General features: G+C 66.6%; 23 protein-coding genes and 1 pseudogene. 8 read left to right on the top strand and 16 right to left on the bottom strand.

Going from position 1 to position 24,863, the window contains the following annotated elements; translation table 11 throughout:
* Positions 1-13 precede the first annotated feature (13 nt).
* From ACLV74_RS03070 to ACLV74_RS03060, 3 genes are read right to left on the bottom strand one after another with little or no spacing between them, the layout of a single operon-like run.
* The gene (locus ACLV74_RS03070) at positions 14-1,588 is read right to left on the bottom strand and encodes an MFS transporter (protein WP_411877898.1); all 1,575 of its coding nucleotides are present in this window, start codon (positions 1,586-1,588) and stop codon (positions 14-16) included.
* Between the two features lie 3 nt (positions 1,589-1,591).
* Positions 1,592-2,023 (bottom strand): cupin domain-containing protein, encoded by a 432-nt coding sequence (locus ACLV74_RS03065; RefSeq protein WP_411877897.1) that lies wholly within the window; start codon positions 2,021-2,023, stop codon positions 1,592-1,594.
* A 9-nt stretch (positions 2,024-2,032) separates the two neighbouring features.
* On the bottom strand, positions 2,033-2,473 hold the full coding sequence (locus ACLV74_RS03060; protein ID WP_411877896.1) for a carboxymuconolactone decarboxylase family protein: 441 nt from the start codon (positions 2,471-2,473) through the stop codon (positions 2,033-2,035).
* Between the two features lie 94 nt (positions 2,474-2,567).
* Between ACLV74_RS03060 and ACLV74_RS03055 the strand changes: the two genes are divergently transcribed.
* Complete coding sequence (locus ACLV74_RS03055; protein WP_411877895.1) at positions 2,568-4,010, top strand: PLP-dependent aminotransferase family protein; 1,443 nt, start codon at positions 2,568-2,570, stop codon at positions 4,008-4,010.
* Here the strand turns inward: ACLV74_RS03055 and ACLV74_RS03050 are convergent, their stop codons facing one another.
* On the bottom strand, positions 4,011-5,465 hold the full coding sequence (locus tag ACLV74_RS03050; RefSeq protein ID WP_411877894.1) for an MFS transporter: 1,455 nt from the start codon (positions 5,463-5,465) through the stop codon (positions 4,011-4,013). It lies immediately after the preceding gene.
* A 142-nt stretch (positions 5,466-5,607) separates the two neighbouring features.
* Between ACLV74_RS03050 and ACLV74_RS03045 the strand changes: the two genes are divergently transcribed.
* The 3 genes and pseudogenes from ACLV74_RS03045 to ACLV74_RS03035 all read left to right on the top strand — a co-directional run bounded on the left by ACLV74_RS03045 (position 5,608) and on the right by ACLV74_RS03035 (position 8,495).
* On the top strand, positions 5,608-6,513 hold the full coding sequence (locus tag ACLV74_RS03045; RefSeq protein WP_411877893.1) for a LysR family transcriptional regulator: 906 nt from the start codon (positions 5,608-5,610) through the stop codon (positions 6,511-6,513).
* Between the two features lie 14 nt (positions 6,514-6,527).
* A pseudogene (locus ACLV74_RS03040) lies at positions 6,528-6,776 on the top strand (phosphoglycerate dehydrogenase); the annotation flags it as partial.
* A gap of 33 nt (positions 6,777-6,809) precedes the next feature.
* A complete protein-coding gene (locus tag ACLV74_RS03035) occupies positions 6,810-8,495 on the top strand; it encodes a calcium-binding protein (RefSeq protein WP_411877892.1) in 1,686 nt (561 codons plus the stop codon).
* Between the two features lie 7 nt (positions 8,496-8,502).
* Here ACLV74_RS03035 and ACLV74_RS03030 read toward each other — a convergent pair whose 3' ends face one another.
* From ACLV74_RS03030 to ACLV74_RS03000, 7 genes are all read right to left on the bottom strand, one after another.
* Positions 8,503-9,576, bottom strand: a complete 1,074-nt coding sequence (locus ACLV74_RS03030) for an ABC transporter substrate-binding protein (protein ID WP_411877891.1) — start codon at positions 9,574-9,576, stop codon at positions 8,503-8,505.
* Positions 9,577-9,635: 59 nt separating this feature from the next.
* Positions 9,636-10,793 carry an NAD(P)/FAD-dependent oxidoreductase gene (locus ACLV74_RS03025; protein WP_411877890.1) on the bottom strand — a complete coding sequence of 386 codons (1,158 nt, stop codon included), beginning with the start codon at positions 10,791-10,793 and terminating at the stop codon, positions 9,636-9,638.
* Positions 10,790-12,172: an FAD-dependent oxidoreductase gene (locus tag ACLV74_RS03020; RefSeq protein WP_411877889.1), complete on the bottom strand. Its 1,383-nt coding sequence runs from the start codon at positions 12,170-12,172 to the stop codon at positions 10,790-10,792. Before ACLV74_RS03020 ends, ACLV74_RS03025 begins: the two co-directional genes overlap by 4 nt.
* On the bottom strand, positions 12,169-12,492 hold the full coding sequence (locus ACLV74_RS03015) for a (2Fe-2S)-binding protein (RefSeq protein ID WP_411877888.1): 324 nt from the start codon (positions 12,490-12,492) through the stop codon (positions 12,169-12,171). Before ACLV74_RS03015 ends, ACLV74_RS03020 begins: the two co-directional genes overlap by 4 nt.
* Positions 12,489-13,283: an ABC transporter permease gene (locus ACLV74_RS03010; protein ID WP_411877887.1), complete on the bottom strand. Its 795-nt coding sequence runs from the start codon at positions 13,281-13,283 to the stop codon at positions 12,489-12,491. The genes ACLV74_RS03015 and ACLV74_RS03010 overlap by 4 nt, the downstream gene beginning before the upstream one ends.
* Positions 13,284-13,295: 12 nt before the next feature.
* Complete coding sequence (locus ACLV74_RS03005) at positions 13,296-14,153, bottom strand: ABC transporter permease (RefSeq protein ID WP_411877886.1); 858 nt, start codon at positions 14,151-14,153, stop codon at positions 13,296-13,298.
* Between the two features lie 115 nt (positions 14,154-14,268).
* Entirely contained in the window at positions 14,269-15,339 is a 1,071-nt protein-coding gene (locus ACLV74_RS03000; protein WP_411877885.1) for an ABC transporter ATP-binding protein, read from the bottom strand.
* 208 nt (positions 15,340-15,547) lie between these two features.
* On the opposite strand from ACLV74_RS03000, the gene ACLV74_RS02995 reads away from it, so the two are divergent.
* Positions 15,548-16,369 (top strand): IclR family transcriptional regulator, encoded by an 822-nt coding sequence (locus tag ACLV74_RS02995; RefSeq protein WP_411877884.1) that lies wholly within the window; start codon positions 15,548-15,550, stop codon positions 16,367-16,369.
* Positions 16,370-16,692: 323 nt separating this feature from the next.
* On the opposite strand, the gene ACLV74_RS02990 is transcribed toward ACLV74_RS02995, so the two are convergent.
* Complete coding sequence (locus ACLV74_RS02990) at positions 16,693-17,589, bottom strand: LysR family transcriptional regulator (RefSeq protein WP_411877883.1); 897 nt, start codon at positions 17,587-17,589, stop codon at positions 16,693-16,695.
* A 100-nt stretch (positions 17,590-17,689) separates the two neighbouring features.
* Here ACLV74_RS02990 and ACLV74_RS02985 point away from each other — a divergent pair, with 100 nt between their 5' ends.
* From ACLV74_RS02985 to ACLV74_RS02975, 3 genes are read left to right on the top strand one after another with little or no spacing between them, the layout of a single operon-like run.
* Positions 17,690-18,718 carry a DUF1338 domain-containing protein gene (locus tag ACLV74_RS02985; protein ID WP_411877882.1) on the top strand — a complete coding sequence of 343 codons (1,029 nt, stop codon included), beginning with the start codon at positions 17,690-17,692 and terminating at the stop codon, positions 18,716-18,718.
* Complete coding sequence (locus ACLV74_RS02980) at positions 18,715-19,929, top strand: PLP-dependent aminotransferase family protein (RefSeq protein WP_411877881.1); 1,215 nt, start codon at positions 18,715-18,717, stop codon at positions 19,927-19,929. Before ACLV74_RS02985 ends, ACLV74_RS02980 begins: the two co-directional genes overlap by 4 nt.
* Before the next feature lie 30 nt (positions 19,930-19,959).
* Positions 19,960-21,471: an aldehyde dehydrogenase family protein gene (locus ACLV74_RS02975; RefSeq protein WP_411877880.1), complete on the top strand. Its 1,512-nt coding sequence runs from the start codon at positions 19,960-19,962 to the stop codon at positions 21,469-21,471.
* A gap of 55 nt (positions 21,472-21,526) precedes the next feature.
* On the opposite strand, the gene ACLV74_RS02970 is transcribed toward ACLV74_RS02975, so the two are convergent.
* From ACLV74_RS02970 to ACLV74_RS02955, 4 genes are all read right to left on the bottom strand, one after another.
* Positions 21,527-21,928: a GFA family protein gene (locus tag ACLV74_RS02970; RefSeq protein WP_411877879.1), complete on the bottom strand. Its 402-nt coding sequence runs from the start codon at positions 21,926-21,928 to the stop codon at positions 21,527-21,529.
* A 217-nt stretch (positions 21,929-22,145) separates the two neighbouring features.
* The gene (locus tag ACLV74_RS02965; protein WP_411877878.1) at positions 22,146-22,943 is read right to left on the bottom strand and encodes an enoyl-CoA hydratase; all 798 of its coding nucleotides are present in this window, start codon (positions 22,941-22,943) and stop codon (positions 22,146-22,148) included.
* A 36-nt stretch (positions 22,944-22,979) separates the two neighbouring features.
* Positions 22,980-23,810 carry an acyl-CoA thioesterase gene (locus ACLV74_RS02960; protein ID WP_411877877.1) on the bottom strand — a complete coding sequence of 277 codons (831 nt, stop codon included), beginning with the start codon at positions 23,808-23,810 and terminating at the stop codon, positions 22,980-22,982.
* A gap of 10 nt (positions 23,811-23,820) precedes the next feature.
* Positions 23,821-24,699, bottom strand: a complete 879-nt coding sequence (locus ACLV74_RS02955) for an alpha/beta fold hydrolase (protein WP_411877876.1) — start codon at positions 24,697-24,699, stop codon at positions 23,821-23,823.
* Between the last annotated feature and the right edge of the window lie 164 nt (positions 24,700-24,863).

The raw sequence follows: 24,863 nt of genomic DNA, 5'->3' as shown, positions 1-24,863 counted from the left end.
ACGCACAACAAGCTCAGCGGGCGGCGAACCTGCGCCAGGTGCCCTCGGCCATCACCAGCCCCAGGCACAGGGCCGCGAACCAGGACAGCGCCACAAAATAATCGAGCGCGCCCATCAGCGTGGCCTCCTGCGTCACCCAGGCGGCGAGCTGGGCCAGCGCCATGCGCGGCGCCACCGAGGCGCCTTGGGTTGAAGAGAACCACTGCGTCAGCTGCTCCAGCGCGGGGCCCAGCGCGAGGTTGGACGGCGACAGGCTTTCGGCGAGCCGCGTGTAGTGCACATTGCTGCGCCACTGCATGAGCAGGGTCGCCAGCGCCATGCCCGCCGCGATGCCGAACTGCGCGAGCATGTTCTTGAGCTGGTTGGCGTGCGAGAAGGTCTCCTCGTCGTGCTGCAGCTTCATGAAGGTCTGCATGGCGGTGACGGGCAGCACGGCGAGCATAAAAGCGCCGTTGCACAGCAGCGCCGGCAGCACGCTGCGAAACGGGTCGGCCCCTTCGCTGAGCCGGCTCAATTGCCATGCGCACAGCAGCAGCGCACTGAAACCGGCCAGGTAATACGGCGTGGGGCCGGGCCGCCGCGGCAGCAGCCGCGTCACCACGATCAGGGTGGCGACACCGGCCAGCGCGCCGCAGCCCAGGTAGCGGCCGACGATTTCCAGCGGCAGGCCCAGCACCCGCTGAAGCAGCGTCGGCAGCATGATGCTGTTGGCGCCCAGCACCAGGTAGGCCGTGGCGAAGATGCCCATGCCGACCAGGTAGCGCCGCTGCGCGAGCGAGCCAAAACCGATCAGCACGCCGCCGCCCTGCCGGTTCAATCGCACAAACAGCCACAGCACCGGGAAGGCCAGGGCGGCCCAGGCGAGCAGCCGCTGCGGCTCGCTGAAAAAATCAAATCCGGAACGTTGCAGCGCATGCAGCGCCGCGAAGCTGCCGGCCATCAGCGTCATCACTGCGAGCAGGCTCACGGAACGGGAGCGGGCGCGCGCCCGCGGCCGGACCACTTCGTCCATGGGAGCCCACTGCGCGAGCGCGGCGATCAGCGCGGCCGGCACGGCCATCAGGAAAAAAGCGGCGCGCCAGTTCTGCGATGCAAGCGCCCAGGACGCCAGCAAGGGCCCGGCCGCCAGGCCCCAGGCCAAGCCGCCGGCCAGGAAGCGGATGCCGGTGAAGCGGCGCGGCGAAGGCGGGATGTGGTTGACCAGCATGCGCGCCGCCGTCATGAAGGAGGCGCAGCCCATCGCCATGACCAGCCGCCCCGCGGTAAAGCCGGCCAGGCTGCCCGCAAGGCCGCACACCAGCGCGCCCAGGCCGAACAGCAGGCCGGCCGCCTGCACCAGGCGCCGCCAGCCCAGTTGCTCGACCAGCCGGCGCTGCAGCGCGATCATGCCGATGGCCACCACGGCATACAGCGTGGCCACCAGGCTGTACTCCTCGGGGCTGGCCGCGATGTCGCCCATGATGGGCGCGGCGCTGAAGGCCACGATGCCGGTCTGCAGAAAGTCGCTGAAAGGCAGGCTGGCGATCAGGCCGTACAGCAGGTGTTTGGCCTGCGGGCGTGGGAAGGCGGAGGCGGAGGCGGCACCCATGATTTAACGAGGCAAGGGCTGCTTGATCTGGCCGCCCTCGTCCATCAACAGCCAGGCCAGCAACTTTGCGGGGCGCGTGCCGCTGGCATTGCGCGACACCAGGTGCGCCGCGCGCGGCGGCTCGTACCAGGATTCGCCGGCCTTGTAGGTCACGGGCGGCTGGCCTTCAAGCTGCGACACGACCTCGCCTTCCAGCACATAGGCGAACACCGAACCCGAATGGAAGTGCGGCGTGGAAGCCTGGCCGGGCTCATAGCTGACCACGGCCATGGCCACCTGCTTGCCGGGAACGTCCGGCAGCTTCTGCATCTGGATGGGCGTCACTTTTTCCTCGCCTGCCGCGTCATGGGCCGCGGCCCAGGGCGCGGCCGAAAATGCCACGGAGATGACCAACGCTTTGAGCAGCACCAGCGCGTATTGGGGCTTCGTTTTCATCACATCCCCTCACGCCGTTGGCATTTTGCGAAAGCCGATGGCCAGGCGGTTCCAGCTGTTGATCAGGCCTATGGCCAGCGTCAGGTTGACGCACTCCGCCTCGTTGAATTCCGCGCGCAGCGCCTCGTAGGCCTCGTCGGGCGCATGCGTGTCGGCAATGCGTGTGATGGCCTCCGTCCAGCCCAGGGCGGCGCGTTCGCGCGGCGTGAAAAACGGCGTTTCGCGCCAGACCGACACGGCGTACAGGCGCCGCTCGGTTTCGCCTTTTTTGCGCGCGTCGCTGCTGTGCAGGTCCACGCAGTAGGCGCAGCCGTTGACCTGCGAGGCGCGCAGCCTGACGAGTTCCTGCAGCGCCGGTTCGATGCCAAGCCTGGACACCGCGACCTCCAGTGCGACCATGGCCTTGATGGCCTCGGGCGAGGCTTTGTAAAAATCGAGTCTTTGTTCCATTTCAATTCCTTGTGTGCTTGTGAGTGCCTCAATGCTAGGGGTGCTACCCTCGCCCCAAGGCGGCCAATCCGGGGTATTTAGAGGAGTCCAATTCATGGAACTGCACGTGGTGATCGAGGGCGACAAGGACTTGACCGGGCAGCTGTACCGCCAGCTCAAGGAGGCGATCCGCTCGGGCCGGCTGGCCGCGGGCGAGAAACTGCCGCCCTCGCGCCTGCTGGCCGAGCGGCTTTCGCTGTCGCGCAAGACTGTCAATGAGGCTTACGCGCGGCTGACGTACGAGAGCCTGGTGGAAGGCCGCGTCGGCAGCGGCACCTTTGTCAGCGGCAGCGTGCCGGCGCGCAAGCCGCAGGGCGTGGGCCAGGAGTTCGCGGGGTCGGCGGTGGTGGAGCGCTGGCGCAGCATGCCGACGCCGCTGCGCCATCCCGCCCCCGCCGGCACCGCGCGCTACGAATACATAGGCGGCGCGCCTTCGCGGGCGCTGTTTCCGCTGGACGACTGGCGCCGCTGCGTGATGCATGCGCTGCGGGTGGCCGCCACCTCGCGCGGCACCTACGGCGAAACCGAGGGCCTGCCGGCACTGCGCGACCTGATCGCGCGCCACGTGGCTTTTTCACGCGGGGTGCGCTGCACCCTGGAGGACGTCATCGTGACCACCGGCGCGCAGCAGGCGCTGGACCTGGTGGCGCGCGTGCTGCTTGAGCCCGGCTGCACGGTGGCCTTTGAAGAGCCCGGCTATCCGCCGGCGCGGCAACTGCTCGTCGCCCAGGGCGCGAACGTCGTCGGCATACCGGTCGATGCCGAAGGCCTGCAGGTGGACAAAATCCCCGACGGTACCCGCCTGATTTACGTCACGCCCGCGCACCAGTTCCCGCTGGGCATGCCCATGAGCGAGCGCCGCCGCAAGGCGCTGCTGGCCCGGGCCCACGCGCTGGGCGCGGTCATCATCGAGGACGACTACGACGGCGAATTCCGTTATGAAGGCCGGCCCACCGACTCGCTGCAAAGCATGGACACCCACGGCAACGTGGCGTTTGTCGGCACCTTTTCCAAGACACTGTCGCCCGAACTTCGGCTGGGCTACCTGATCGCGCCGCCCGCCCTGCTGCAGGCCGTGGGCACTGCCAAGCACCTGACCGACTGGCACACCTCCATGCCGGCGCAATGGGCGCTGGCCAAGTTCATGGAGAACGGCGACCTGCTCAAACACATACGCCGCTGCCATACGGTCTATGCCGAGCGCCGTGAAAAAATCATGGAACGCTTCAACGGCGACCTGTCACCCTGGTTTGAACTGATACCCGCCACCACCGGCATCCACCTTGCAGCCCTGTGCCGGCGCGAGCTCGACATGGACACACTGCTCAGGCTGGCGCGCCGCGCGGAAGTCGGCCTCTACGGGCTCGACGTGTTCTACCACTTCTCGCCGGCGCGGCAAGGCTTGATGCTGGGCTACGGCGTCATCGACACCGCCGACATCGACCCTTCGCTGGACCGGGTGCGCGACATCCTTGAGCAAATGGATCCGGTCAGGTGATCACGCCTGCGCGCCCGCGGGCCGGCGTACCGCAAAGGCACGGCTTCCCAAGGCGATGGCGAGCGCGATGACGACCAGGGCCGCGGCGACCGCGAAGGTAATGCGCATGCCTGCGGCCACCGCCGCCGGGCTTGCCGTGGTGATGTCGCTTGCCGACGATGCGAAGGCAAACACGGCGCCCATCGCGGAGGCACCGGTGATTAGACCGAGGTTGCGCGACAGGTTGAGCAGGCCGGACACCGCGCCCCGCTGGTCCGCGCCAACATCCGCCATGACCGCGCTGTTGTTGGCCGTCTGGAACAGCGCATAGCCGACGGTCACCACGACGAGGGGCGCGATGTAGCCCGCGATACCGGAAGCCGCGGGCAGCACGGACAGCAGCAAGGCGCCGGCCGCCATCGCGACCAGCCCGGCGAGGATGATGCGCCGCGCGCCGAACTTGTCGGTGATGCGGCCGGCCGGCACGCCGGCCAGCGCGGCGGCAAACGGGCCGGCCGACAGCACCACCCCCAGCACGGCCGCCCCCAGCCCCAGCGCATGCGCAAGATAGAAAGGCCCGACCACCAGCGTTGCCATCATCACCGTCGCGACCAGCGCGCTCATCGCCAGGCTGGCGCTCAGCTTCCAGTCACGGAACATCGCCGGCCGGATCAAGGGAGATGCAGTTCTCGACTGGACGAACAGGAAGAGCCCTGTGCCAAGCGCGGCGGCCAGCAGCAACGCCAGGTTGAGCGGGCCGAAACGCCCGCGCCCCAGGGTCATGGAAAGCGCATACGCACCCAGCGCCAAGGCCAGCAGCAGCGTGCCCAGGCTGTCGAAGCGCGCGCGTTGCGCCTCGGCCTCTGGCTTGTCGGCGGGAAGGTAGCGGTACGCGAGAAACAGCGCCAGCAGCCCCAGCGGCACATTGACAAAAAAGAGCGCCTGCCAGCCAAACCCGGCGATCAGCACGCCGCCCAGCGAAGGGCCCAGGGCCGTTCCCACCGCCGACATGGTGCCCAGCAGGCCCATGGCGCTGCCGGTCCTGGCCTTGCTCACGGTCTCACCGACAAAGGCCATGGTCAGCGCCATCATGGCGGCTGCCCCCAGGCCTTGCGCGGCCCGCGCGGCCACCAGCAGCCACAGCGTGGGCGCCGCGCCGCACAGGGCCGAGGCTGCCGTGAACAGGCCGATGCCGGCCAGCAACAAACGCCCGCGGCCCACGATGTCGCCGAGACGCCCGGCGCTGACGATCAGCGTGGTGATGGCGAGCAGGTAGGCGAGCACCACCCACTGCACTTGCTGGAAGGACGCGTTGAAGGCCTGCGCCAGCGTGGGCAAACCCACGTTGGCGATGCTGGTGCCCAGCGAGGACAGCAACATGGACAGCGACAGGCCGGCGAGCGCCCAGCGGGCCGCGGGTGTGAGTTTCGGTACGGCGTCGGCGGCCTCGCCCGGGTTTGCGATGCTTGTTTTCAAGATGAACTTCCTTGTCTGGCGGCTCGCGAAATGGAGCTGCTTCAAGCGTAGTTCTTTGCCTGGAATAGCGGAAGGCACAGCATTTGCACTTTATTGATGCACCAAACGCCATGTCATAGCCGAATTACGCTATGGTGGCCCCATGTCAACACCCGATTTCAACCTGCTGCTCACCCTGGACGTTCTGCTCGCCGAAGGCAGCGTCGCGCGCGCGGCCCGGCGCCTGCGACTGAGCCCGTCCGCGATGAGCCGCGCATTGGCGCGCCTGCGCGAGACCACCGGTGATCCGCTGCTGGTCAGGGCCGGGCGCGGCCTGGTGCCCACACCACGCGCGATGGAACTGCGCGAACAGGTGGGCCAACTGGTGCAGGACGCGGAAGCGGTGCTGCGCCCGGCGAAAAAACTCAGGCTCAAACAACTGGCGCGCACCTTCACGCTGCGCACCCGCGAAGGCTTTGTGGAAAACTTCGGGCCCGCGCTGCTGGCCCGCATCGCCGCTGAAGCGCCCGGTGTGCGCCTGTGTTTTGTGCAAAAACTCGACAAGGACAGCACGCCGCTGCGCGACGGCATCGTCGACCTCGAAACCGGCGTCGTCGGCAAGGCGGCCGCGCCCGAGCTGCGCGTGCAGGCCCTGTTCCGTGACCGTTTCATAGGCGTCGTGCGCATGGGCCATGCACTGGCCAAGGGTGAGGTGACACCGGCCCGCTATGCGGCGGAAAAGCACATCGGTGTTTCGCGGCGCGGCCTGGGCGCGGAGCCTGTGGATGAGGCCCTGGCGTCACTGGCGCTCGAAAGGAATATCGCCACGCTGGTCGGCGGCTTTTCCACCGCGCTGGCCCTGGCCCGCGCCAGTGACCTGGTCGCCACGGTGCCCGAACGGCACACCGGAAACCTGCGCGACGGCATGCACAGCTTTGCGCTGCCCGTCGCCACGCCGCAATTCACGGTGTCGCTGCTGTGGCATCCGCGGCAGGATGCGGACCCGGCGCACCGCTGGTTGCGCGGGTGCGTGCGGGAGGTTTGCACCGGGCAGAGCGCGGACTCATAACTACACGCCTGACTCCCGAAGTCGCCCTGCCCGCCCGCCCCGGCAATCAGCGGCTGCCGCACATCCACCGCAACGTGCCGGGCGTGCTCTCGGAAATCAACAAGGTGTTTGCCAGCAACGGCATTAACATCGCCTCGCAATACCTGCAGACCGACTAAGCCGTCGGCTACATCGTGATCGACATCGATGCAGCCCACTTTGACATGGCGCTGGCCAACCTGGCCGAGGTGCCTGGGACGATTCGCAGCCGCGTGCTGTTCTAAGGTCAAGACACCCCTTCCCCCCTCGGAATGTATTTGACCTACCAGTTCACTCAGGGTGATGGCAACGATGTCATCAATGAATACGACACGGCGGCCGGCAACGTGGACACCTTGAGGTTCACGGATGTGGCCTCTGGTGGCGTGCAACTGAGCCGCGATGCTTCCCATTTGTATGTCACTGTGACGGCCACGGGGGAGAAAATCCAGATCGCCAACCATTTCGTTGGCGCGGCCTACAACCTGGAACGCATCGAATTTTCCAGCGGAAGCCCCCTGCTGCTGGCTGACCTGAACGTCGCACCCTTCCGGGGCACAGCTGGGGCCGACACGATCACGGGCACCAGTGGCAGCGATGTGTTTGCTGGTGGCCTGGGCGCCGACACGCTCGCCGGAAATTATGGTCCCGACGTTTACGGGTGGTCAAAAGGTGACGGAAACGACAGCATCAACGAATGGGGCGACGCTAGTACCGTGGTGGACACCCTGAAACTGCTGGATGCCAAGGCGGCGGACGTGCGGCTCAGCCGCGACGCGGCCAACCTGTACGTCAACATCGGTGCCGAAAAAATCACCGTCACCAACCACTTTTTATACCCGGCAAACTCAGCGCTGGAGCGCATCCAGTTCTCTGATGGCAGCGCATGGGATGGCCCGGCCATGGTCGCCGTGGCGGCACTTGCCACTGCCGGCGACGACCAGCTGTTTAGCTTCACCGACCAGAACGCCAGCTTGTCCGGCCTCGCTGGCAACGACAGCCTGAACACCTTTGCCGGCAATGACACGCTGGACGGCGGCGCGGGGGTCGACACCATGGCAGGCGGTGCGGGGAACGACCTGTATATCGCGGACAACACGGCCGACGTCGTGGTCGAGGCGCTCAATGCCGGCACGGACACGGTGCAAGCCAGCGTCAGCTACACCCTGGGCGCCAACGTCGAGAACCTGACCTTAACGGGCAGCGCCGCCATCAACGGCACCGGCAATACCCTGAACAACACCCTCACCGGCAATGACGCTGCGAACGTCCTGGACGGTGGCGCGGGATATGACACGATGGCGGGCGGATTGGGTAACGATTCCTACGTCGTAGACAACGTGAGCGACACAGTCACCGAAGCCGCCAATGCCGGATCGGACACGGTGCTGGCCGGTGTCAGCTACACGCTCGCTGCCAATGTCGAAATCCTCACGCTGACGGGCAGCACGGCCATCAACGGCACGGGTAACACCCTGGCCAATGCGCTGACCGGCAATGCGGCGGCCAACACACTGAGCGGCGGCGACGGCAACGACGTGCTCGATGGGCAGGCCGGCAATGACGTTCTGGCCGGCGGCCTGGGCAATGACACGTTCCTCATGGGCCGGGGCTATGGCACCGACACCGTTCAAGAAAATGACATCACCGCCGGCAACACCGACGTGCTGTCTTTCGCCTCAGGCGTCGCCAACAACCAGTTGTGGTTCAGCCACACGGGCAACGACCTGGCGATCAGCATCGTGGGCACGGCGGACAAGGCGACGGTGCAGAACTGGTACCTGGGCAACCAGTATCACGTCGAGCAGATCAAGTCGGGCGACGGCAAGCTGCTGCAGGACACCCAGGTCGACAAGCTGGTGCAGGCCATGGCCGGCTTTACGCCGCCAGCCATGGGCCAGACTTCACTGACAGCCGCGCAACAGACGGCGCTGGCGCCGGTGCTGGCCGCCAACTGGTACTAAAAAAGGCTCAGCGCTCGACGGTCTTGTTCCAGCGCGCATTCCACGCCGGGCGGTTCTCGTTGATCACATCCCAGTCCACGGCAATCGCCGTCTTCATGTACTCGTTCATCTGCGTCACCAGGGCGCCGGCCTTGCCGCTGGCCTTGGTTTTGGGGTTGGACGGGATCTGGTCGCCGAACTCCAGCGCGGCGGCCTGGGCTTCGGGCGACAGCAGGTACTGGGCCAGCTTGTGGGCCAGCGCGGGTTCGCTGTTTTTGGCGATCACGCATTCACCGACGGTCAGCACGGCCGAGCCTTCCTTGGGCTGCACGTATTCCACGGGCAGGCCTTTTTCCTTGAGCACGCCGACGGCCGTGGGCGTGAGCGGGAACATCGCGGCCTCGCCGGTCTGCACCATTTCAGCCAGCTTGGCCGAGCTCGGGATGTATTCGAGCACGTTGGGGCCTATGGTGGTGGGCCAGGCCTTGAAGCCGGGCTCCACGTTCTTGTCGTTGCCGCCCTGGATGCGGTTGAACAGCAAAAAGCCGTGCAGGCCGAAGGTCGACGAGGACAGCGACTGGAACACCACCTTGCCCTTGTACTTGGGGTTGGCCATGTCCATCCACGAGGTGGGCGGTGCCCAGCCTTTTTCGGTGAACATTTTTTTGTTGTAGGCGATGCCGGTCATGCCGATGTTGACGCCGGCGGCCATGTCGCCCTTGAAGCGCGCGGTCGGGAACAAATCGTTCAGCGCCGGGGTGGCCTGCATTTTTTCGCACAGGCCCATGCCGATGGCGCGGTACATGATGCCGTCGTCCAGGAACATCACGTGCATCTGCGGGTTGTCCTTGTTGGCCTGCGCCTTGGCCAGGATGTCGGACGAAGTGCCGGGCACGACCACGACCTTGACGTTGTTGGCCTTTTCGAAGGCGCCGAAGACGTGCTCGGTATAGGTTTTTTCCATGGTGCCGCCGTTCATGCCGATGTACAGCGTCTTGGTCTGGGCCATGGCGCTGCCGCCAGTCAGGCCGGCCAGGCCGGCAAGAACGGCAAGCGACACCGCGGTGGCGCGGGCGGTCGAAAATCGTGGGGAGGTGTTCATGGAAAGCTCCTGGTGGCGTTGGTGAAGTGAAGGGACGTGAAAGGTGAAACGAAGCAAGGTCAGACGGCGGTGAGAGAGGAAAGCTCGGCGCTTGTCACACGCGGGCTTGTGGAAAAGCGTTCAATCGAAAAAGCGTCTATCGGCGTGGCGCTGCGGCCTTCGCTGACCAGGTCGGCCAGCACCGCGCCCACACCGGGCCCGAGCTGGAAACCACCGCCGGCAAAACCGAATGCATGAATCAGGCCCGGTGTGGTGGCGCTCGGCCCTATCACCGGCAGGCGGTCCGGCAGGTAGCCTTCGGTGCCGCTCCAGGTGCGGATGATGTGGGCGTTCTTCAGCGCCGGCAGCAGCTCGACGGTTTGCTGCATCAGGCCGGCCATGCCGCTGCGCTGCGCGCGCGCGCGCTCGCCGTCCAGCGCATAGCCCCGGCCGCCGCCTATCACGCAGTTGCCGCGCGCCACCTGGCGGGCGTAGACGCCGCCGCCTTCCACGCCCAGGCTGAGGTTCATGAACAGCGGCAGCGGTTCGGTCACCGCCATCTCGGGATGGCCGGACTCCATGGGCACGGCCTCGCCGAACTGCGCGGCGATGGCGCCCGACCAGGCGCCGGCGCAATTGAGTAAATGTTTGGCGCGCACTTCCAGCGCGTCGCCCGAGCGCAGCACAAATTGCGAACCGTCGAGCGCGACCTCGTCCACACGGGTCTGCTCGCGCACGTCGGCGCCCAGGCGCCGCGCGGCCAGCGCGAAGGCCGGCGACACCAGGCGCGGATTCGCCTGGCCGTCGCCCGGGCACAGCGAGGCGCCGATGGCGGCCCTGCCCAGCCAGGGGCAGCGCTCGCGCAGGGCGCGCGTGGACAGCATCTGCAAATCCATGCCGAAGCCCTGGGTGCGCTCGCGGTAGCTTTCCAGCGAGGCGACGTCGGCCTCGCTGCGCGCGATCTTGAGGTGCCCGGAGCGCACGTATTCACCGTCTATGCCTATCAGCTCGGGCAGCCGCGCCCAGAGCGCCTGCGCGCGCTGCGACAGCGGCAGCTGGCTCATCGGCCGGCCCTGGCGGCGCACGCCGCCGTAGTTGACACCGCTGGAGCGCGAGCCGCAGAGGTCGCGTTCCAGCAGCACGACCGAAAAACCCATGCGGCGCAAAAACAGCGCCGCCGACGAGCCCATGATGCCGCCGCCCACGATGGCGACGTCGGATGTGATGCGTTCGATCATGCGGCCTCCTTTTTCATCGCCGGCACGGCCACGGCCGAAAACGGCAAGGGCTTGATGGGCGACTGCCCGCGCAGCCGGCCCACGGCATCGGGTTGCGCGGCGCAGGCCTGCGCGAGGATCTCGGCGGCCGCCACGCCGCAGGTGCGGCCCTGGCAACGGCCCATGCCGACGCGCGTCAGCGCCTTGAGGCGGTTCATCTCGCGCGCGCCGGTGTCGGCCACGCAGCGGCGCAACTCGCCGGCGGTGATTTCTTCGCAGCGGCACACCACCAGTTCGTCGGGCGCGTTGGCGGCCCATTGAACCGGGAAGGGGAAGGCGCGCTCCAGCCCCTGGCGGAATTCCTTCGTGCGCGCCAGTTGCCGTTCCAGCAAGGCCGCGCGCGAAAGGTCGATGCGGTGCCCGGTGTCGGCGAGCAAAGCCAGCGCCGCGCGCTCGCCGGCCCACTCGGCGGCATCTGCGCCCATGATGCCGGCGCCGTCGCCGGCCAGGTAAACGCCCGGCACGCTGGAGCGGCCCACGGCGTCGCGCTCGGGCAGCGCGCCGCGCTGCAGGCCGTCATAACGAAAGCGGCAACCGAGCAAATCGGCCAGCTGCGTCTCGGGCCGCAGCGCATAGCCGAAGCCCACGCCGTCGCAAGCGATCTGGTGTTCACGGCCGCCCTTGCGCCAGTGCATGGCCTGCACGCGCTCGCCGCCCGTGGCCTGCACCAGCTCCACGCCCTGGTGCACCGCGATGCCGTGCGCGCGCAGCCAGCCCAGGTAATACAGGCCCTTGGCCAGCAGCGCGGGCTGGCGCAGCATGGCGGGCACGGCCGCGGCCTTGCCCATGAAACCCGCCGTGTCGAGCACCGCGGCAACTTTGGCGCCGGCTTTGGCATATTGGCAGGCAATCAAATACAGCAGAGGCCCGGTGCCGGCAAACACCACACGTGAGCCGATCGCGCAGCCCTGGAATTTGAGCGCCACCTGCGCGGCGCCCAGTGTGTAGACGCCGGGCAAGGTCCAGCCCGGAAAGGGCAGCACGCGGTCCGTGGCGCCAGTGGCGACGATGAGCTGGCTGTAGGCCAGCGTGCTCATGGCGCCGTGGTGCAGCAAATCGAGCTTGCCGCCCTCGGCGCTCCAGACCAGGGTGTCGGGCCGGTAATCGACCTTGTCCAGGATGGCAGCCATGGCGCCGTGCAGCGCGTCGGCGCGCCCGGCTTCAAACCCATAGAGCGCTTCTTTGGGCCGCGTGAAACCCGCGGGCGGCTGGCGGTAGATCTGCCCGCCCCAGCGCGGCGCTTCATCGACCACCACGGGGCGCACGCCATGCGCCACCAGCGCCTGGGCCGCGCGCACGCCGGCCGGCCCTGCCCCCACGATGACGGGCTGCAAACTCATACCGGCCCCTCCGCGCCCGTCACCAGCCGCATGCCTTCTTCAATAAAAGTGCCGCAGGCGCGCAGGCGCTGGCCCGATTCGGTGGCGACCCAGCAGTCCTGGCAGGCGCCCATCAGGCAGAAGCCGGCGCGCGGCTCGCCGCTGAATTCGCTGAAGCGCAACTGCGCGCCGTGCGTGAGCACCGCCGTCAGCACGGTGTCGCCGGCCAGCGCCGTGAGGGCCCGGCCGTTGAGCACAAAGCCCACGGGCTTGCGGCCGGCTTCTGCCAGGCGATGCAGCAGCGCCGTGCTTTTGGCGGGAGTTGCAAGGGATGATTTCATTTATGTCCCACCAGGATTTTGTCGAGGCCGTAGATGCGGTCCAGCACCAGCATGGCCACCGCCGTGAGCGCCACCATGAGCGCGGAGACCGCCGCCATCAGCGGGTCTATGGACTCGGTCGCGTACATGTACATGCGCACCGGCAAGGTGACCGTGGACGGCGCGGTGACGAAGATGGACATGGTGACTTCGTCAAAGCTGTTGATGAAGGCCAACAGCCAGCCGCCGGTGACGCCGGGCAGGATCATGGGGAGGGTGACGCGCACGAAGACCGTGGCCTGGCTCGCGCCCAGCGACAGGGCCGCCTGCTCGGCGCTGCGGTCGCTGCCCTCGACCGAGGCCAGCACCAGGCGCAGCACATAGGGCGTGATGATGACCACGTGGGCCAGCGCCAGCCAGAAGAAGCTGCCGGTCGCGCCTATCAGCGAGAAGGTGCGCAGCAAGGCCACGCCCAGCACCAGGTGCGGAATGATGAGCGGCGACAAAAACAGGCCGTTGAGGAAATCGCGGCCCAGGAAGGTATGGCGCGCAATCGCCAGCCCGGCCGGGACGGCCAGCACGGTCGCCAGCGTCGCCGAAATCGCCGCCAGCCAGAGGCTGTTCTTGAAGGACTGCACAAAGTCCGAATGCGCAAACACCGCGCGGAACCAGCGCAGGGAAAACTCCGTGGTCGGAATGGCCAGCGTGTTGCCGGGCGTGAAAGCCACGACGCAGACAATGACCAGCGGCGCCAGCATGAAGGTGATGACGAGCGCGTTGAAGAGCAGCGCGAGGGGACCGTTTTTTGACATGGTGCGCGCTCCTTATCCGAGTGATTTTTTGTAGGAGCGCTCAAGCACGCGGTTGTAGCTCAGCATGATGGCCAGGTTGGCCAGCAGCAAGGTGAGCGCAATCGCCGCGCCCAGCGGCCAGTTAAGCTCGTGCAGGTATTCGTCATAGACCACGGTGGCCACCATCTTCAGGCGCCTGCCGCCCAGCAGGCCGGGAATCGCGAAGGCGCTGGCACTCAGGCCGAAGACGATCAGGCTGCCCGACAGGATGCCCGGCAGCACCTGCGGAAAGATGATGCGGCGCAAGGTGGTGAAGTGCGAGGCCTGCAGCGACAGCGCCGCGTCTTCCACGCCCGGGTCCAGCTTTTGCAGCGAGGTCCACACCGGGATCACCATGAAAGGCAGCATGACGTGCACCAGCGCGATGACCACGGCCGCCTCGGTGTAGAGGATGCGCATGGACGGCAGCCCCACGGCGCGCATGGCCTGGTTGACCACGCCCTCGGGGCCCAGCAGCATGCTCCAGCCAAAAGCGCGCACCACCACCGAGACCAGCAGCGGCGCCAGCACCACCAGCAGCAAAATCGAGCGCCAGGGGCTGCGCATGCGGCTCAGCACATAGGCCTCGGGTGCGCCTATGACGATGCAGATCAGCGTGGTGAGCGCCGAGATCCACAGCGTGCGCCAGAAGATGCCGTGGTAATAGTCATCCGTCAGCACGGCGGCGTAATGCGCGAGTGTGAAGCTGTTCTTGACGCCGGTGGCATGGTCGAACACCTGGAAGGACAGCACGGCGGTGAGCGCCAGCGGCACCAGCAGCAGGCAGGCGAACAGCGTGAAGGCCGGCGCCGACAGCAGCCAGGGCGCGCGTGAGGCGCTGGGCCTTTTCATGGTTGCCCCTCTTTCTCCCTCTCCCCCTGGGAGAGGGTGGGGGTGAGGGCTTCGGCGGTGGCGGAGACCCTAAACCTCTCCCAGAGCGAGAGGGAATGAAAGCGCGTTGCCGTGTTCATGCCGGCACCGCCAGCGCACCGGGCAGCAGGCGCACCTGCTGGGACGCCCAGTCCAGGCCCACGTTGGAACCCTCTTCAGCGGGCGCCGTGCCGTCGTTGGGGCAGACCACCGCGAGCAGGCCGGCGGCGGTCGACACCTGGTACAGCCACTGGCTGCCCAGGAAGAAGCGCTCGTTCACGGTGCCGCCAATCCGGCCCTGGGCCTCGGGCACCAGGCGGATTTTTTCGGGGCGCAGGCTCAGCACCACCGCGTCGCCCTGCGACACGCCGGCGGCCTCGACTTCGACCGGCACGTTGCCGCCCACATGCACCGTGGCCCAGGGGCCGGCGGCCGTCACGCGGCCTTCGAGCAGGTTGGCCTTGCCGACGAAGCTTGAGATAAAACGCGTCTGCGGGTGTTCATACAGGCGGTGCGGCTGGTCGATCTGCGTGACGCGGCCAGCTTCCATGACGACCACACGGTCGCTGATGGACATGGCCTCGGTCTGGTCGTGCGTGACCATCACCGTGGTGGTGCCGACCTTGCGCTGGATCTGCCGCAGCTCGAACTGCATTTCCTCGCGCAGCTTGGCGTCGAGGTTGGACAGCGGCTCGTCCAGCAGCAGCACGGGGGGCTGTATCACCAGTGCGCGAGCCAGTGCGACGCGCTGGCGCTGGCCGCCGGAGAGTTCGCGCGGGTAGCGATGGGCGTGCGCCTCCAGGTGCACCAGCCCGAGCGCCGTCTTCACGCGCTCGGCGCGTTCCTTCTTGTCCACGCGCCGCATCTCCAGGCCGAAGCTGACGTTGTCGTAGACGCTCATGTGCGGGAACAGCGCATAGCTCTGGAACACGATGCCCAGGCCGCGGGAGTTGGGTTTGGCGTGTGTGATGTCGCGACCGTCCAGCGTGACCTGGCCCGAGGTGACCTCGCAAAAACCCGCAATCATCTGCAAGGTGGTGGTCTTGCCGCAGCCCGACGGGCCCAGCAGCGAGACGAATTCGCCCTTGTCCACCGACAGGTTCATGTCGGCCACGGCGCGGGTGGCGCCGTAAGACTTGTTCACGTTCGACAAGGTCAAAAAGGACATGGGAAGCACCTCTGCAACAAGGGGACTGACAGCGCCGCACAGACAAAACGACATGCAAAACGATGACACCCTGATGACTTCATGCTAGGGCATCCTATAAAAAATCGTCAATAGGTTATTCCGTATAGAGATATCTTTATTTGATTTATTCCATTCAACGGAATTTATATACACTTGACGACATATCGATTCCGCCAATGGAGATGCCATGAAAGATGAAGACAATAGCTCCAGCAGCGTGCAGCGCGCCTTTTCCATCATCCGGGCGCTGGCCGCCACGCAGGCCAAGGGCGGGCGCATCACCGACATCGCCAGGGCCACGGGCCTGACCCAGGCAACCACCCACCGCATCCTGCAAAGCCTGGTGGCCGAGCGCGTGGTCGAGCAGGAAGCGTCCTCCAAGCTCTATCGCCTGAGCATTGATTTTTTCGCGCTGGCCGCCCAGGCCGGCAACACCATGGATTTGCGCGGCCTGTGCCGCCCGTCCATGCTGCGCCTGTGCGCCAGCCTGGGCGACACCATCTTTTTGCTGGTGCGCAGCGGCTTTGACGCGGTCTGCCTGGACCGCAGCGAGGGGCCCTTCCCGATACGCTCTTTCACCGGCGACATAGGCGGACGCGTGGCGCTGGGCATGGGCCAGGGCAGCCTGGCCATCCTGGCCTTCCTGCCCGAGACCGAACGCGAGGAAGTGATCCGCTACAACCTGCCGCGCGTGCGCGAGTTCGGCGTCTACGACGAGGTCTACCTGCGCACCGAGATCGCGCGCGTGCGCGAACTCGGCTACGCCGGGCGCAACACCAACCTGCTGGACGGCATGGCCGGCGTCGGGGTGCCGGTGCTGGACCGCGAAGGCCGCGCCGTCGCCGCGCTCAGCGTCGGCACGATCTCCTCACGCCTGAGTCCGGATCGCCTGCCCACGGTGGTGGAACTGCTCAAGCGCGAGGCCGCGGCCATAGGCGCGCAGATCAACCCGTTTGACAGCACGCTGCGAAGGCCGGCGCAAAGCCTGGCGGCGGCCGACAAGGCTTAAGTCTCTGTGAATCTGAATCTATCCGCAGATTTCGCAGATTTACGCAGATTTACGCAGATTGAAAACAGGATCTTTGTCTTCAAGATTCAACCCTTGTCTTCATATGCCGATCACATACTCTTCTTCATGATCGTCTTTATCTGCGTAAATCTGCGAAATCTGTGGATAAAAATTCATCCGCAGATTTCGCAGATTTACGCAGATTGAAAACAAGGCGACTGCTGACAAAGCGTGACCGGTATCCCCCGTTCGGGCTGAGGTATCGAAGCCCCGCCCCGCTAGCGCATGCCCTTCGATACCTCAGGGGGAACGGGGTTTGGTGCTTACGCAGGAAGCGCCGCCTGCTCGCGCAACCACTCGCGCAACTGCACCAGCGGCCGCCAGCTGGTTTTCTGCGAGGGCCAGACCAGGTAATAGGCGAAGTCCGAACTCAGCGAGAGCTCAAAGGGCACGGCCAGCGTGCCGTCGGCGATGTCGTCGGCCACCAGGAAGCGCGGCAGCACGGCCAGCCCCAGGCCGGCCTTGACGGCCTGCGCGATCATGGAAAACAGCTCGTACTTCGGGCCGGTGCCGGCGCTTTGGGTGTCGGCAATGCCGGCCAGCTGAAACCAGTCGCGCCAGGCGTTCGGGCGCGTGCTCTGGTGGATCAGCGTGAACTTCAGCACGTCGGCCGGGCTGCGCAGCTGGCGTTTTTTGATGAGGGCCGGGCTGCACACGACCACGCTGTCCTCGCCCATCAGGTATTCCGATTCCGTACCGGGCCAGTCGGGCCGGCCGTAGTGGATGGCGGCGTCCAGCCCCGTCAATGAAAAATCAAAAGGCTGCAGGCGCGTCGCCAGGTTCAGCGTGACGTGCGGGTGCGCCTTCAGGAAAGACGGCATGCGCGGGATCAGCCACTTGGTGGCAAACGTCGGCACCACACCCAGCTCCAGCGTGCCGCCCTCCCCTTTGGAGGAGACGAGATCCAGCATCGCGGCCTCCAGCGCATCCAGCGCCGGGCTGACGCGCGCCAGCAGCGAACGGCCCGCGTCGGTCAGCTCGAGCTGGCGTGGCAGGCGCCTGAAAAGGCTCACGTCCAGCTCCTGCTCCAGCCCCAGTATCTGGTGGCTGACGGCGCTCTGGCTCACCGACAGGTCTTGCGCGGCCAGCGTGAAACTGCCGCGGTGGGCGGCCGCTTCAAAAGCCAGCAGGGCCTGGGTGGAGGGTATTTTGCGGCGCATCGCATGAATATATCTCATGCATCCATCGAAATTGATCCTTTGTGCGAGGCACTGATATTGCCGAAAATCCAGCCTTCCTCCGCCCAAAATACACCCCGAAATGACCCACCTCCAGAAGCTGCTCGCCGGCTGCCTTCCCCCCGAAGCCGTTAACACCATCCATGAGCAGATGTACGTCCATCCCGCCCTGCAGCAGGCCGCCTCGGGCATCGTGACCCGCGCGGAACTGGCCCAGGCGCTGAACATGGCGCTGTTTCACGGCCTGGTGCAGCGCGTGCCGGCCGGACAGGACTACATCGCGAGCGACGTGGTGGGCCAGGGGCGCAAGGTGGTGTTCGACCACGGCGCGCTGCGCACCGTGCGCTGGGCCAGCGGCGCCCTGCCGCCCGGCGAGGCGGCCTTCACGCGCGTGCTGCGCCCCTTGGGTTTTGAGCTGCAGGGCACCTACCCGTTGCCGCGCCTGAAGATGACGGGCCGGGCCTACAGCCACCGCGATTTCCCCGAAGAGATTGCGCAGTTCTTTGTCTCGGAGCTGCACCCCGAGCAGTTCTCCGCGCCCTTCCAGTCCGCCGTCACGCGCGTGCTGGCCAGCTCGCGCGACCCGCTGGGCCCGCAGGACGTCGCCGACCTGGAACAGCTCACGCGCGACGGTACGCTGCCCCTGGCACAGGCGCTGCGCCTGCTGCCGCAGCTGCTGCAGTGCTTTGACCGCCAGCACGGCGTGTTCGCGATGGACGACTACGAGCTGCTGCTGGCCGAATCGGCCGAGATGGCCTGGATCTCCACCGAAGGCAATGCCTTCAACCACGCGACCGACCGCGTGGACGACGTCGATGCCGTGGCCGAACGCCAGCGCGCGCTGGGCCGGCCCATCAAGGACAAGGTGGAGGTGTCCGCCAGCGGCCGCGTGCGCCAGACCGCGTTTCGGGCGGCCGGCGTGCAGCGCGACTTCATCACCGACCAGGGCCGCGTGTGGCGCGAAGTGCCCGGCTCCTTCTACGAATTCATCACGCGCGACGAACTGCAAAAGGACAGCGCGGCCAACGACCCGGTGCAGCCGCGCCTGGACCTGGCCTTTGACGCCGGCAATGCCACCGGCATTTTCGGCATGACCGCCGCCCGCGCATGACGGCCGCGCGCGGGCCGCTGCGCCCGCTCTACGCGCAGGCCAGCGGCTCGCCGATACGCGCCATGCTGGCGCTGGCCGGCCGCGAGGGCATGGTGTCCCTCGCGGGCGGCCATCCCGACCCGGCGCTGCTGCCGGCCGACTGGCTGCGCGAGTCGCTGCTGGAAGTGGCCGGCCAGTTGCAAGGCCGTAGCCTGCAATACGGCGCCACCGAAGGCCTGGCCGCGCTGCGTGAAGCCAGCGCGGCGCTGCTGCAACAACGCGGGCTTGCGGCGCAGGCGGAGGGTTTGCTGATCACCACCGGTTCGCAACAGGCCATAGATCTGCTCGCGCGCGTGCTGGTCGAGCCCGGCGAAGGCGTGGCGGTGGAGTCCTTCAACTACCCGGCTGCGTTGCAGGCCTTTCGCTTCGCGGGCGCGCGCCTCGTGGAAGTGCCGACTGACGCGCAAGGCATGGACGTGGACCGGCTGGAGGCCATCCTGCAGGCAGAACGCCCGCGCATGCTGTACGTCGTGCCCAACTTCGCCAACCCGACCGGCGCCGTGATGCCGGTGGGGCGCCGCCTGCGCCTGCTGGACCTGGCCGCGCAATACGGTGTCACGCTGATCGAGGACGACCCTTATGGCGAACTCTGGTTTGACGCGGCGCCGCCGCCTTCGCTCGCGCAGCTGAACCAGCAGGCCGGCTCGCCCGCGCAGGTCGCCTACATGACCAGTTACTCCAAGGTGGTGGCCCCGGCGCTGCGACTGGGCGTGCTGCTCGCGCCGGCCGGCATCGCGCGCGGCGTGGTGCTGGCCAAGCAGGCGGCCGACGTGCACAGCGGCTCGCTGGAACAGCTGACGCTGGCCGCCATGCTGGCCTCGGGCCGCCTGGGCGCGCACCTGGATGCGCTGCGCCCGGCTTATGCCGCGAAAGGCAGGGCGCTGGCCGAAGCGCTGCGCGCGCACTGCGGCCTGCTCGAATTCGACGAACCACAGGGCGGCATGTTCATCTGGGCGAAGCTCTCCAGCGCCCTGCCCCTGCTGCCCACGCAGGCCTGGGTGGACTTCGGCCTGCAGCACCAGGTGCTGGTGGTGCCGGGCGCCGCCTTCAGCATCAGCGGTGCCGCGCAGCCCTGGCTGCGCCTGAGTTTTGCCAACCCCGCACCAGAGGCGCTGCGCCAAGGCGCCGAGCGCCTGGGCCGCGGCCTGCGCAGCCTCGCCACAGCACACTGATTTCAGGACACACCACGAAAGGACTTCACCATGAGTCACGCCAACGACGTTTCATCGATCTTCAAGGCCCTGGGCCTCAGCGCCGAACTGGACAGCAAGGCGGGCGCCGCCATCGAAGTCACCACACCGATTGACGGCAGCCGCCTGGCCCGCGTGGCCGTGCACAGCGCCGCCGAGGTGGACGCCTCGCTCAACGCCGCGCACCAGCGCTTTCTTGAATGGCGCAACGTACCGGCACCCAAGCGCGGCGAACTGGTGCGCGCCTTCGGCGAAACGGTGCGCCGCCACAAGACCGAACTGGGCCAGCTGATCTCGCTGGAAACCGGCAAGATTTTCCAGGAAGGACTGGGCGAAGTGCAGGAGGTCATCGACATCTGCGAATTCGCGGTGGGCCTGTCGCGCCAGTTGTACGGCCTGACGATTGCGAGCGAGCGCCCCGACCACAAGCTGCTGGAAACCTGGCACCCCGTGGGCGTGGTCGGCATCATCTCGGCCTTCAACTTTCCGATGGCGGTGTTCGCCTGGAACGCCGCGTTGGCCCTGGTCTGCGGCAACACGCTGGCCTGGAAGCCTTCGGAAAAAACCCCGCTGTCGGCGATTGCGCTCAACGGCCTGCTGCTGCAGACGGCCAAAGACCTGGGCCTGGCGACGCAGGGCCTCAGCGAGCTGCTGGTCGGCGAACGCGCCACCGGCGAAGCGATGGTGAAGCACCCGCATGTGAAACTGGTCAGCGCGACCGGCTCCACCGCCATGGGAAAAAATGTGGCGGTCGCCTGCGCGGGCCTGTTCAAACGCTCGCTGCTCGAATTGGGCGGCAACAACGCGGCCATCGTCTGCCCCTCGGCCAATCTGGAACTCGTGGTGCGCGGCGCGGCCTTCGCAGCGGCCGGCACCGCCGGCCAGCGCTGCACCAGCCTGCGCCGCTTGGTCGTGCACCGCTCCATCTACGCGGAGCTCGTGAAGCGCCTGGTGGCCGTCTTTGAACGCCTGCCCATAGGCAACCCGCTCAAGGACGGCACGCTGGTCGGCCCGTTGATCGACGGCCGCGCCTTCGAGGCCATGCAATCGGCGCTGGCCGAGGCGAAGAAGCTGGGCGCCAAAGTGCACTTTGGCGACAAACAACCCGGCGAAGGTTCGGCCCACTATGTGCGCCCCGCCATCGTGGAACTGAAAGAGCAAGCCGGCCCCATGCTGCACGAGACCTTCGCGCCCATCCTCTACGTCGTGCCTTACGACAATTTTGAGGACGCGATCGCAATGAACAACGCCGTGGTGCACGGTTTGTCGTCGGCCGTCTTCACGCAGGACCTGCGCGAAGCCGAGATTTTCACCTCGGCACGCGGCTCCGACTGCGGCATCGCCAACGTCAACATAGGCACCAGCGGCGCGGAAATAGGCGGCGCCTTCGGCGGCGAGAAAGAAACCGGCGGCGGCCGCGAGTCGGGATCGGATGCCTGGAAGGCCTATATGCGCCGCGCGACCAACACGGTCAATTACGGGTCAAGCCTGCCGCTGGCGCAAGGCATACGTTTCGAAATTTAGCTTGCTATGACTCCTCCCCCGGTGGGGGAAGGAGCAGGAAATTCAAGCGCCTGCTTTACAGGTGCGCAAACACCGCGGGCGCGTTTTGCCAGTTGTCGGCGCGGCCGTCCGCATAGACGATGGGAATGCGCGCAAGCTCTTCGTCGGAGATGCCGTCCAGGCACATGACGTTGACGCCGTACATCTTTCCCACAGGGGTGTCGTTGCCGACGCCGAAGACGCGGACGCCGCAATGCCTGCAGAAGTAGTGGTGGTTCTTGCGCGTGTTGAAAAGGTATTGCGTCAAATCTGCTTCTCCCGCCAGCAGCCGGAAAGCCTCGGGCATGGCGACGGCCGCCCAAAAGCGCGTCCGTCTGCAGATCGAGCAATTGCAGCGATAGGTCGGCTGGGTCAGGTCGAGATCGGCTTCAATCTTCACGGCGCCGCAGTGGCAGCTGCCCTGGCAGGTCTTCAACATCGTGCGTTCTCCATCAGTGCCGGCAGGCATATTGCCGGCGACCATGCTTTGTAGACGGTGATCGCCTGCCCGTCAAGACTGTCGGGCTTACTCCTTCCCCCGCTGGGGGAAGGTAGGGATGGGGGCTCGCAGCGTGCGGTGCATCGCGGCCCCACATCAGGCCGAGGGCCCCATCCCAGCCTTCCCCCAAAGGGGGAAGGAGCACGAAGCTCAATGCTCAGACTGCGGTGAAGTCCGGCCGGCGCTTCTCGACAAACGCGGTGAAAGCTTCGCGGGCGGCCGGCTCGCCCAGCATGCGGCCAAAGCTCACGCCCTCTTCGGCCATGCGTTCGGCCACGAGGGTGGCGTTGCCTTTTTTCATGAGGCGCTTGGTTTCCATCAGCGCGCTCAGCGGTTTGGCGACCAGCTTTTGCGCCTGGCGTTGCGCCAGTGCGTTGGCTTCACTGGGCGGGACGATGCGGTTGATCAGGCCGATCTCGAGCGCCGTCTCGGCCATGAAGGGTTCGCCCAGCAGCAGCGCCTCGGCCGCGCGCGGGTAGCCCATGAGCTGCGGCACCAGGAAGCTGGAGGCCGCCTCGGGGCACAGGCCCAGGTTGACGAAGGGCATGGAGAAGGCGGCGTTGTCGCCCGCGTAAACCAGGTCGCAGTGCAGCAGCAGCGTCGTGCCTATGCCGACGGCGGGGCCGCACACGGCCGCCACCAGCGGCTTGGGAAAGCTGCTGATGCCGCGCAGAAAGCGGAACACCGGTGAGTCGGGCGTGGCGGGCGGCTTTTCCAGGAAGTCGGCGATGTCGTTGCCGGCCGAAAAAATCGTTTCGTGGCCCTGGATCACCACCACGCGCACCGCGGCATCATGGTTGGCCGATTCGAGCGCGTCGGCCATCGCGCCGTACATCGCGGCCGTGATGGAATTTTTCTTGGCGACACGGTTCAGCGTGATGGTCATCACGCCGGCATCGACATGGCTCAGGATTTCGGGGATGCTGCCGGTGGAAATGGGGGTGGGGGTGTTCATGGTGTTTTCCGTCGAGACGTCAAGGCCTCAAGTGTCTCATTCCTTGTAATAGACGATCTGTGTGCTGGTTACCAACAGCACGCCGGCCTCGCTCCACAGCTGCGCGCTCTGGTCGAAAAAGCCGTTGCGAAAGGCGTTGGCCTTCGCCTGGCCCAGCAGAAAGCCCTCGCCGCATTCCGCGAGCTGCCGGCTGTCCGCATGGAAGTAGGTCGTGATGGACACCGTGCCGGCCGGCACGCGCGTGGCGCGGCGCAGCCAGACGCGCGGGTAGAACACGTCGGCCATGGCCGCCAGCGCCGGGAAGTCCAGCGGGCGCGGCGGGTCGTCGCGCACCCACAGCTGCGTGAGGCTGTCCACGCCGCTGCCGTCCCACACCTGCGGGACCATGCCGCGCACCGGCCGCATGTCGTAGCGGTTGGTCCAGGCCACGGCGGCAAAGTGCAAACGCTCCGAGGCATCCGCCAAAGCCACCGCGGGCATGGGCGTGTCGTTGACGCTCCAGGTCTCGCGGCGCACGGCCGTGACGGCGGTGGCCGTCATCACCACGCCGGCATCGCCGTTGGCATCGTCCTGCGACAGCGCCACCGTCCAGTGCTGGGTCGAGCGGTTGGTGCGCACCGGCTTTGCCGTCACGCTGAACGGCCCTTCGGCCAGGGCGGCCGCGTAGTTGACGGTCAGCGCCACCGGCTCGCCCAGCAGTGCCGGGTGCAGCAGGATGGCGCGCAGCGCCGTGGCCGCCGTGGTGCCGCCGAAGGGTCCCACCATGTTCCAGTAATCGGGGCTGCTGTGCCCCAGCCACGTACCCGGCCTGTCGGCGCCGGCGGCTTCAAGCCTGAGCGCCTGGTCAAAGGGATGCAAGGTCGTCATGGTTGCCGTTTCAGGCTGCCGTCTTCGCGACGCCGGCCATGCCTTCGATGATTTTCTGGACGTGCGGCCAGAGGGTGTTGTTGAACTGCTCGCGGAAGAAACCGAAATGGCCTATGCGCTTGACCTGCAGGTCGGCCGGCGCGATGCGCTCAAACGTGCGCGGCGCGTTGGCATACAGGTTGATCAGGTTTTGCGTGCCGCGCCAGGTCATCAGCTCGTCGTCCGTGATGGACAAGGCCGTGACCGGGAAGCTGACCCGGCCGTAACTCAGGCGCGCGCTTTCGCCCTCGGCGCCCACGCTGTACTGCGGGTTCAAACACCACTTGCGCCACTGCATCATCACGCCGGCCGGCAGGTCGCCGACCTTGCGCAGCTTGCGGCCCGGGAAGTAGCCAAAGAGCCGCGTCGCAGGCGGCACCAGCACATACCAGAAGTACAGGATCATGCGCCTGAGCTGCGGCGCGTTGTCGCGCCAGTAACCGCTGCCCGCCGCGATGCTGACGAGGCCGGCAATCTTGTCCTGGTTCTTGAGGAAGCCCGGCAGTTGCGCACCCAGGCTGTGGCCCAGCAAATACAGCGGCGCATCCGGCAAAGCCGCCTTGGCGGCATCGACCACGGCTTCATAGTCGCCGGCCCAGTCGAGCAGGTCGGCCTTAAAGCCGCGCAGGCTGCCGTTGGCCGTGCCCGGCAAGGAGTCGCCCGAGCCGCGGTAGTCAAAGGTGGTGACGCGAAAACCCTGGCTCGACAACCACTGCGCGAACGGCGCATAGAAATGCTGCCGCACGCCCATGGCCCCGCCTATCACCACACTGGTGTGGGAAGCCAAGGTGGCGTCATAGACACGCAGCGAGAGCTGGGCGGTGCCGGTATCGAGTGTCTGGATTTGCATTGCATGCCTCCAATCGTTGATCAGTTGTCACTGTCTTCACTGACTCGAACACTACGGCCTCAAGGGCGTAGCGAGCGGGATGAGATGCAAGGCGGACGGAGCGGACCCACCGGAACGTACTTCAGGTACGTGAGGATGGGGAGCACCGGACCAACGCCGCAGAT

This window comes from Polaromonas sp. YR568 (assembly GCF_943369415.1).
GTDB lineage: Bacteria > Pseudomonadota > Gammaproteobacteria > Burkholderiales > Burkholderiaceae_C > Polaromonas.
The sequence above is the reverse complement of the archived record's forward strand: the minus strand, read 5'-3'. Positions and strand labels throughout refer to the sequence as shown.

What these genes read in the sequence shown, in the direction of transcription:
- ACLV74_RS03070 (WP_411877898.1), bottom strand. Translation starts at nt 1,588, where the DNA reads ATGGGTGCCGCCTCCGCCTCCGCCTTCCCACGCCCGCAGGCCAAACAC.
- ACLV74_RS03065 (WP_411877897.1), bottom strand. Translation starts at nt 2,023, where the DNA reads ATGAAAACGAAGCCCCAATACGCGCTGGTGCTGCTCAAAGCGTTGGTC.
- ACLV74_RS03060 (WP_411877896.1), bottom strand. Translation starts at nt 2,473, where the DNA reads ATGGAACAAAGACTCGATTTTTACAAAGCCTCGCCCGAGGCCATCAAG.
- ACLV74_RS03055 (WP_411877895.1), top strand. Translation starts at nt 2,568, where the DNA reads ATGGAACTGCACGTGGTGATCGAGGGCGACAAGGACTTGACCGGGCAG.
- ACLV74_RS03045 (WP_411877893.1), top strand. Translation starts at nt 5,608, where the DNA reads ATGTCAACACCCGATTTCAACCTGCTGCTCACCCTGGACGTTCTGCTC.
- ACLV74_RS03030 (WP_411877891.1), bottom strand. Translation starts at nt 9,576, where the DNA reads ATGAACACCTCCCCACGATTTTCGACCGCCCGCGCCACCGCGGTGTCG.
- ACLV74_RS03025 (WP_411877890.1), bottom strand. Translation starts at nt 10,793, where the DNA reads ATGATCGAACGCATCACATCCGACGTCGCCATCGTGGGCGGCGGCATC.
- ACLV74_RS03020 (WP_411877889.1), bottom strand. Translation starts at nt 12,172, where the DNA reads ATGAGTTTGCAGCCCGTCATCGTGGGGGCAGGGCCGGCCGGCGTGCGC.
- ACLV74_RS03015 (WP_411877888.1), bottom strand. Translation starts at nt 12,492, where the DNA reads ATGAAATCATCCCTTGCAACTCCCGCCAAAAGCACGGCGCTGCTGCAT.
- ACLV74_RS03010 (WP_411877887.1), bottom strand. Translation starts at nt 13,283, where the DNA reads ATGTCAAAAAACGGTCCCCTCGCGCTGCTCTTCAACGCGCTCGTCATC.
- ACLV74_RS03005 (WP_411877886.1), bottom strand. Translation starts at nt 14,153, where the DNA reads ATGAAAAGGCCCAGCGCCTCACGCGCGCCCTGGCTGCTGTCGGCGCCG.
- ACLV74_RS03000 (WP_411877885.1), bottom strand. Translation starts at nt 15,339, where the DNA reads ATGTCCTTTTTGACCTTGTCGAACGTGAACAAGTCTTACGGCGCCACC.
- ACLV74_RS02995 (WP_411877884.1), top strand. Translation starts at nt 15,548, where the DNA reads ATGAAAGATGAAGACAATAGCTCCAGCAGCGTGCAGCGCGCCTTTTCC.
- ACLV74_RS02990 (WP_411877883.1), bottom strand. Translation starts at nt 17,589, where the DNA reads ATGCGCCGCAAAATACCCTCCACCCAGGCCCTGCTGGCTTTTGAAGCG.
- ACLV74_RS02985 (WP_411877882.1), top strand. Translation starts at nt 17,690, where the DNA reads ATGACCCACCTCCAGAAGCTGCTCGCCGGCTGCCTTCCCCCCGAAGCC.
- ACLV74_RS02980 (WP_411877881.1), top strand. Translation starts at nt 18,715, where the DNA reads ATGACGGCCGCGCGCGGGCCGCTGCGCCCGCTCTACGCGCAGGCCAGC.
- ACLV74_RS02975 (WP_411877880.1), top strand. Translation starts at nt 19,960, where the DNA reads ATGAGTCACGCCAACGACGTTTCATCGATCTTCAAGGCCCTGGGCCTC.
- ACLV74_RS02970 (WP_411877879.1), bottom strand. Translation starts at nt 21,928, where the DNA reads ATGTTGAAGACCTGCCAGGGCAGCTGCCACTGCGGCGCCGTGAAGATT.
- ACLV74_RS02965 (WP_411877878.1), bottom strand. Translation starts at nt 22,943, where the DNA reads ATGAACACCCCCACCCCCATTTCCACCGGCAGCATCCCCGAAATCCTG.
- ACLV74_RS02960 (WP_411877877.1), bottom strand. Translation starts at nt 23,810, where the DNA reads ATGACGACCTTGCATCCCTTTGACCAGGCGCTCAGGCTTGAAGCCGCC.
- ACLV74_RS02955 (WP_411877876.1), bottom strand. Translation starts at nt 24,699, where the DNA reads ATGCAAATCCAGACACTCGATACCGGCACCGCCCAGCTCTCGCTGCGT.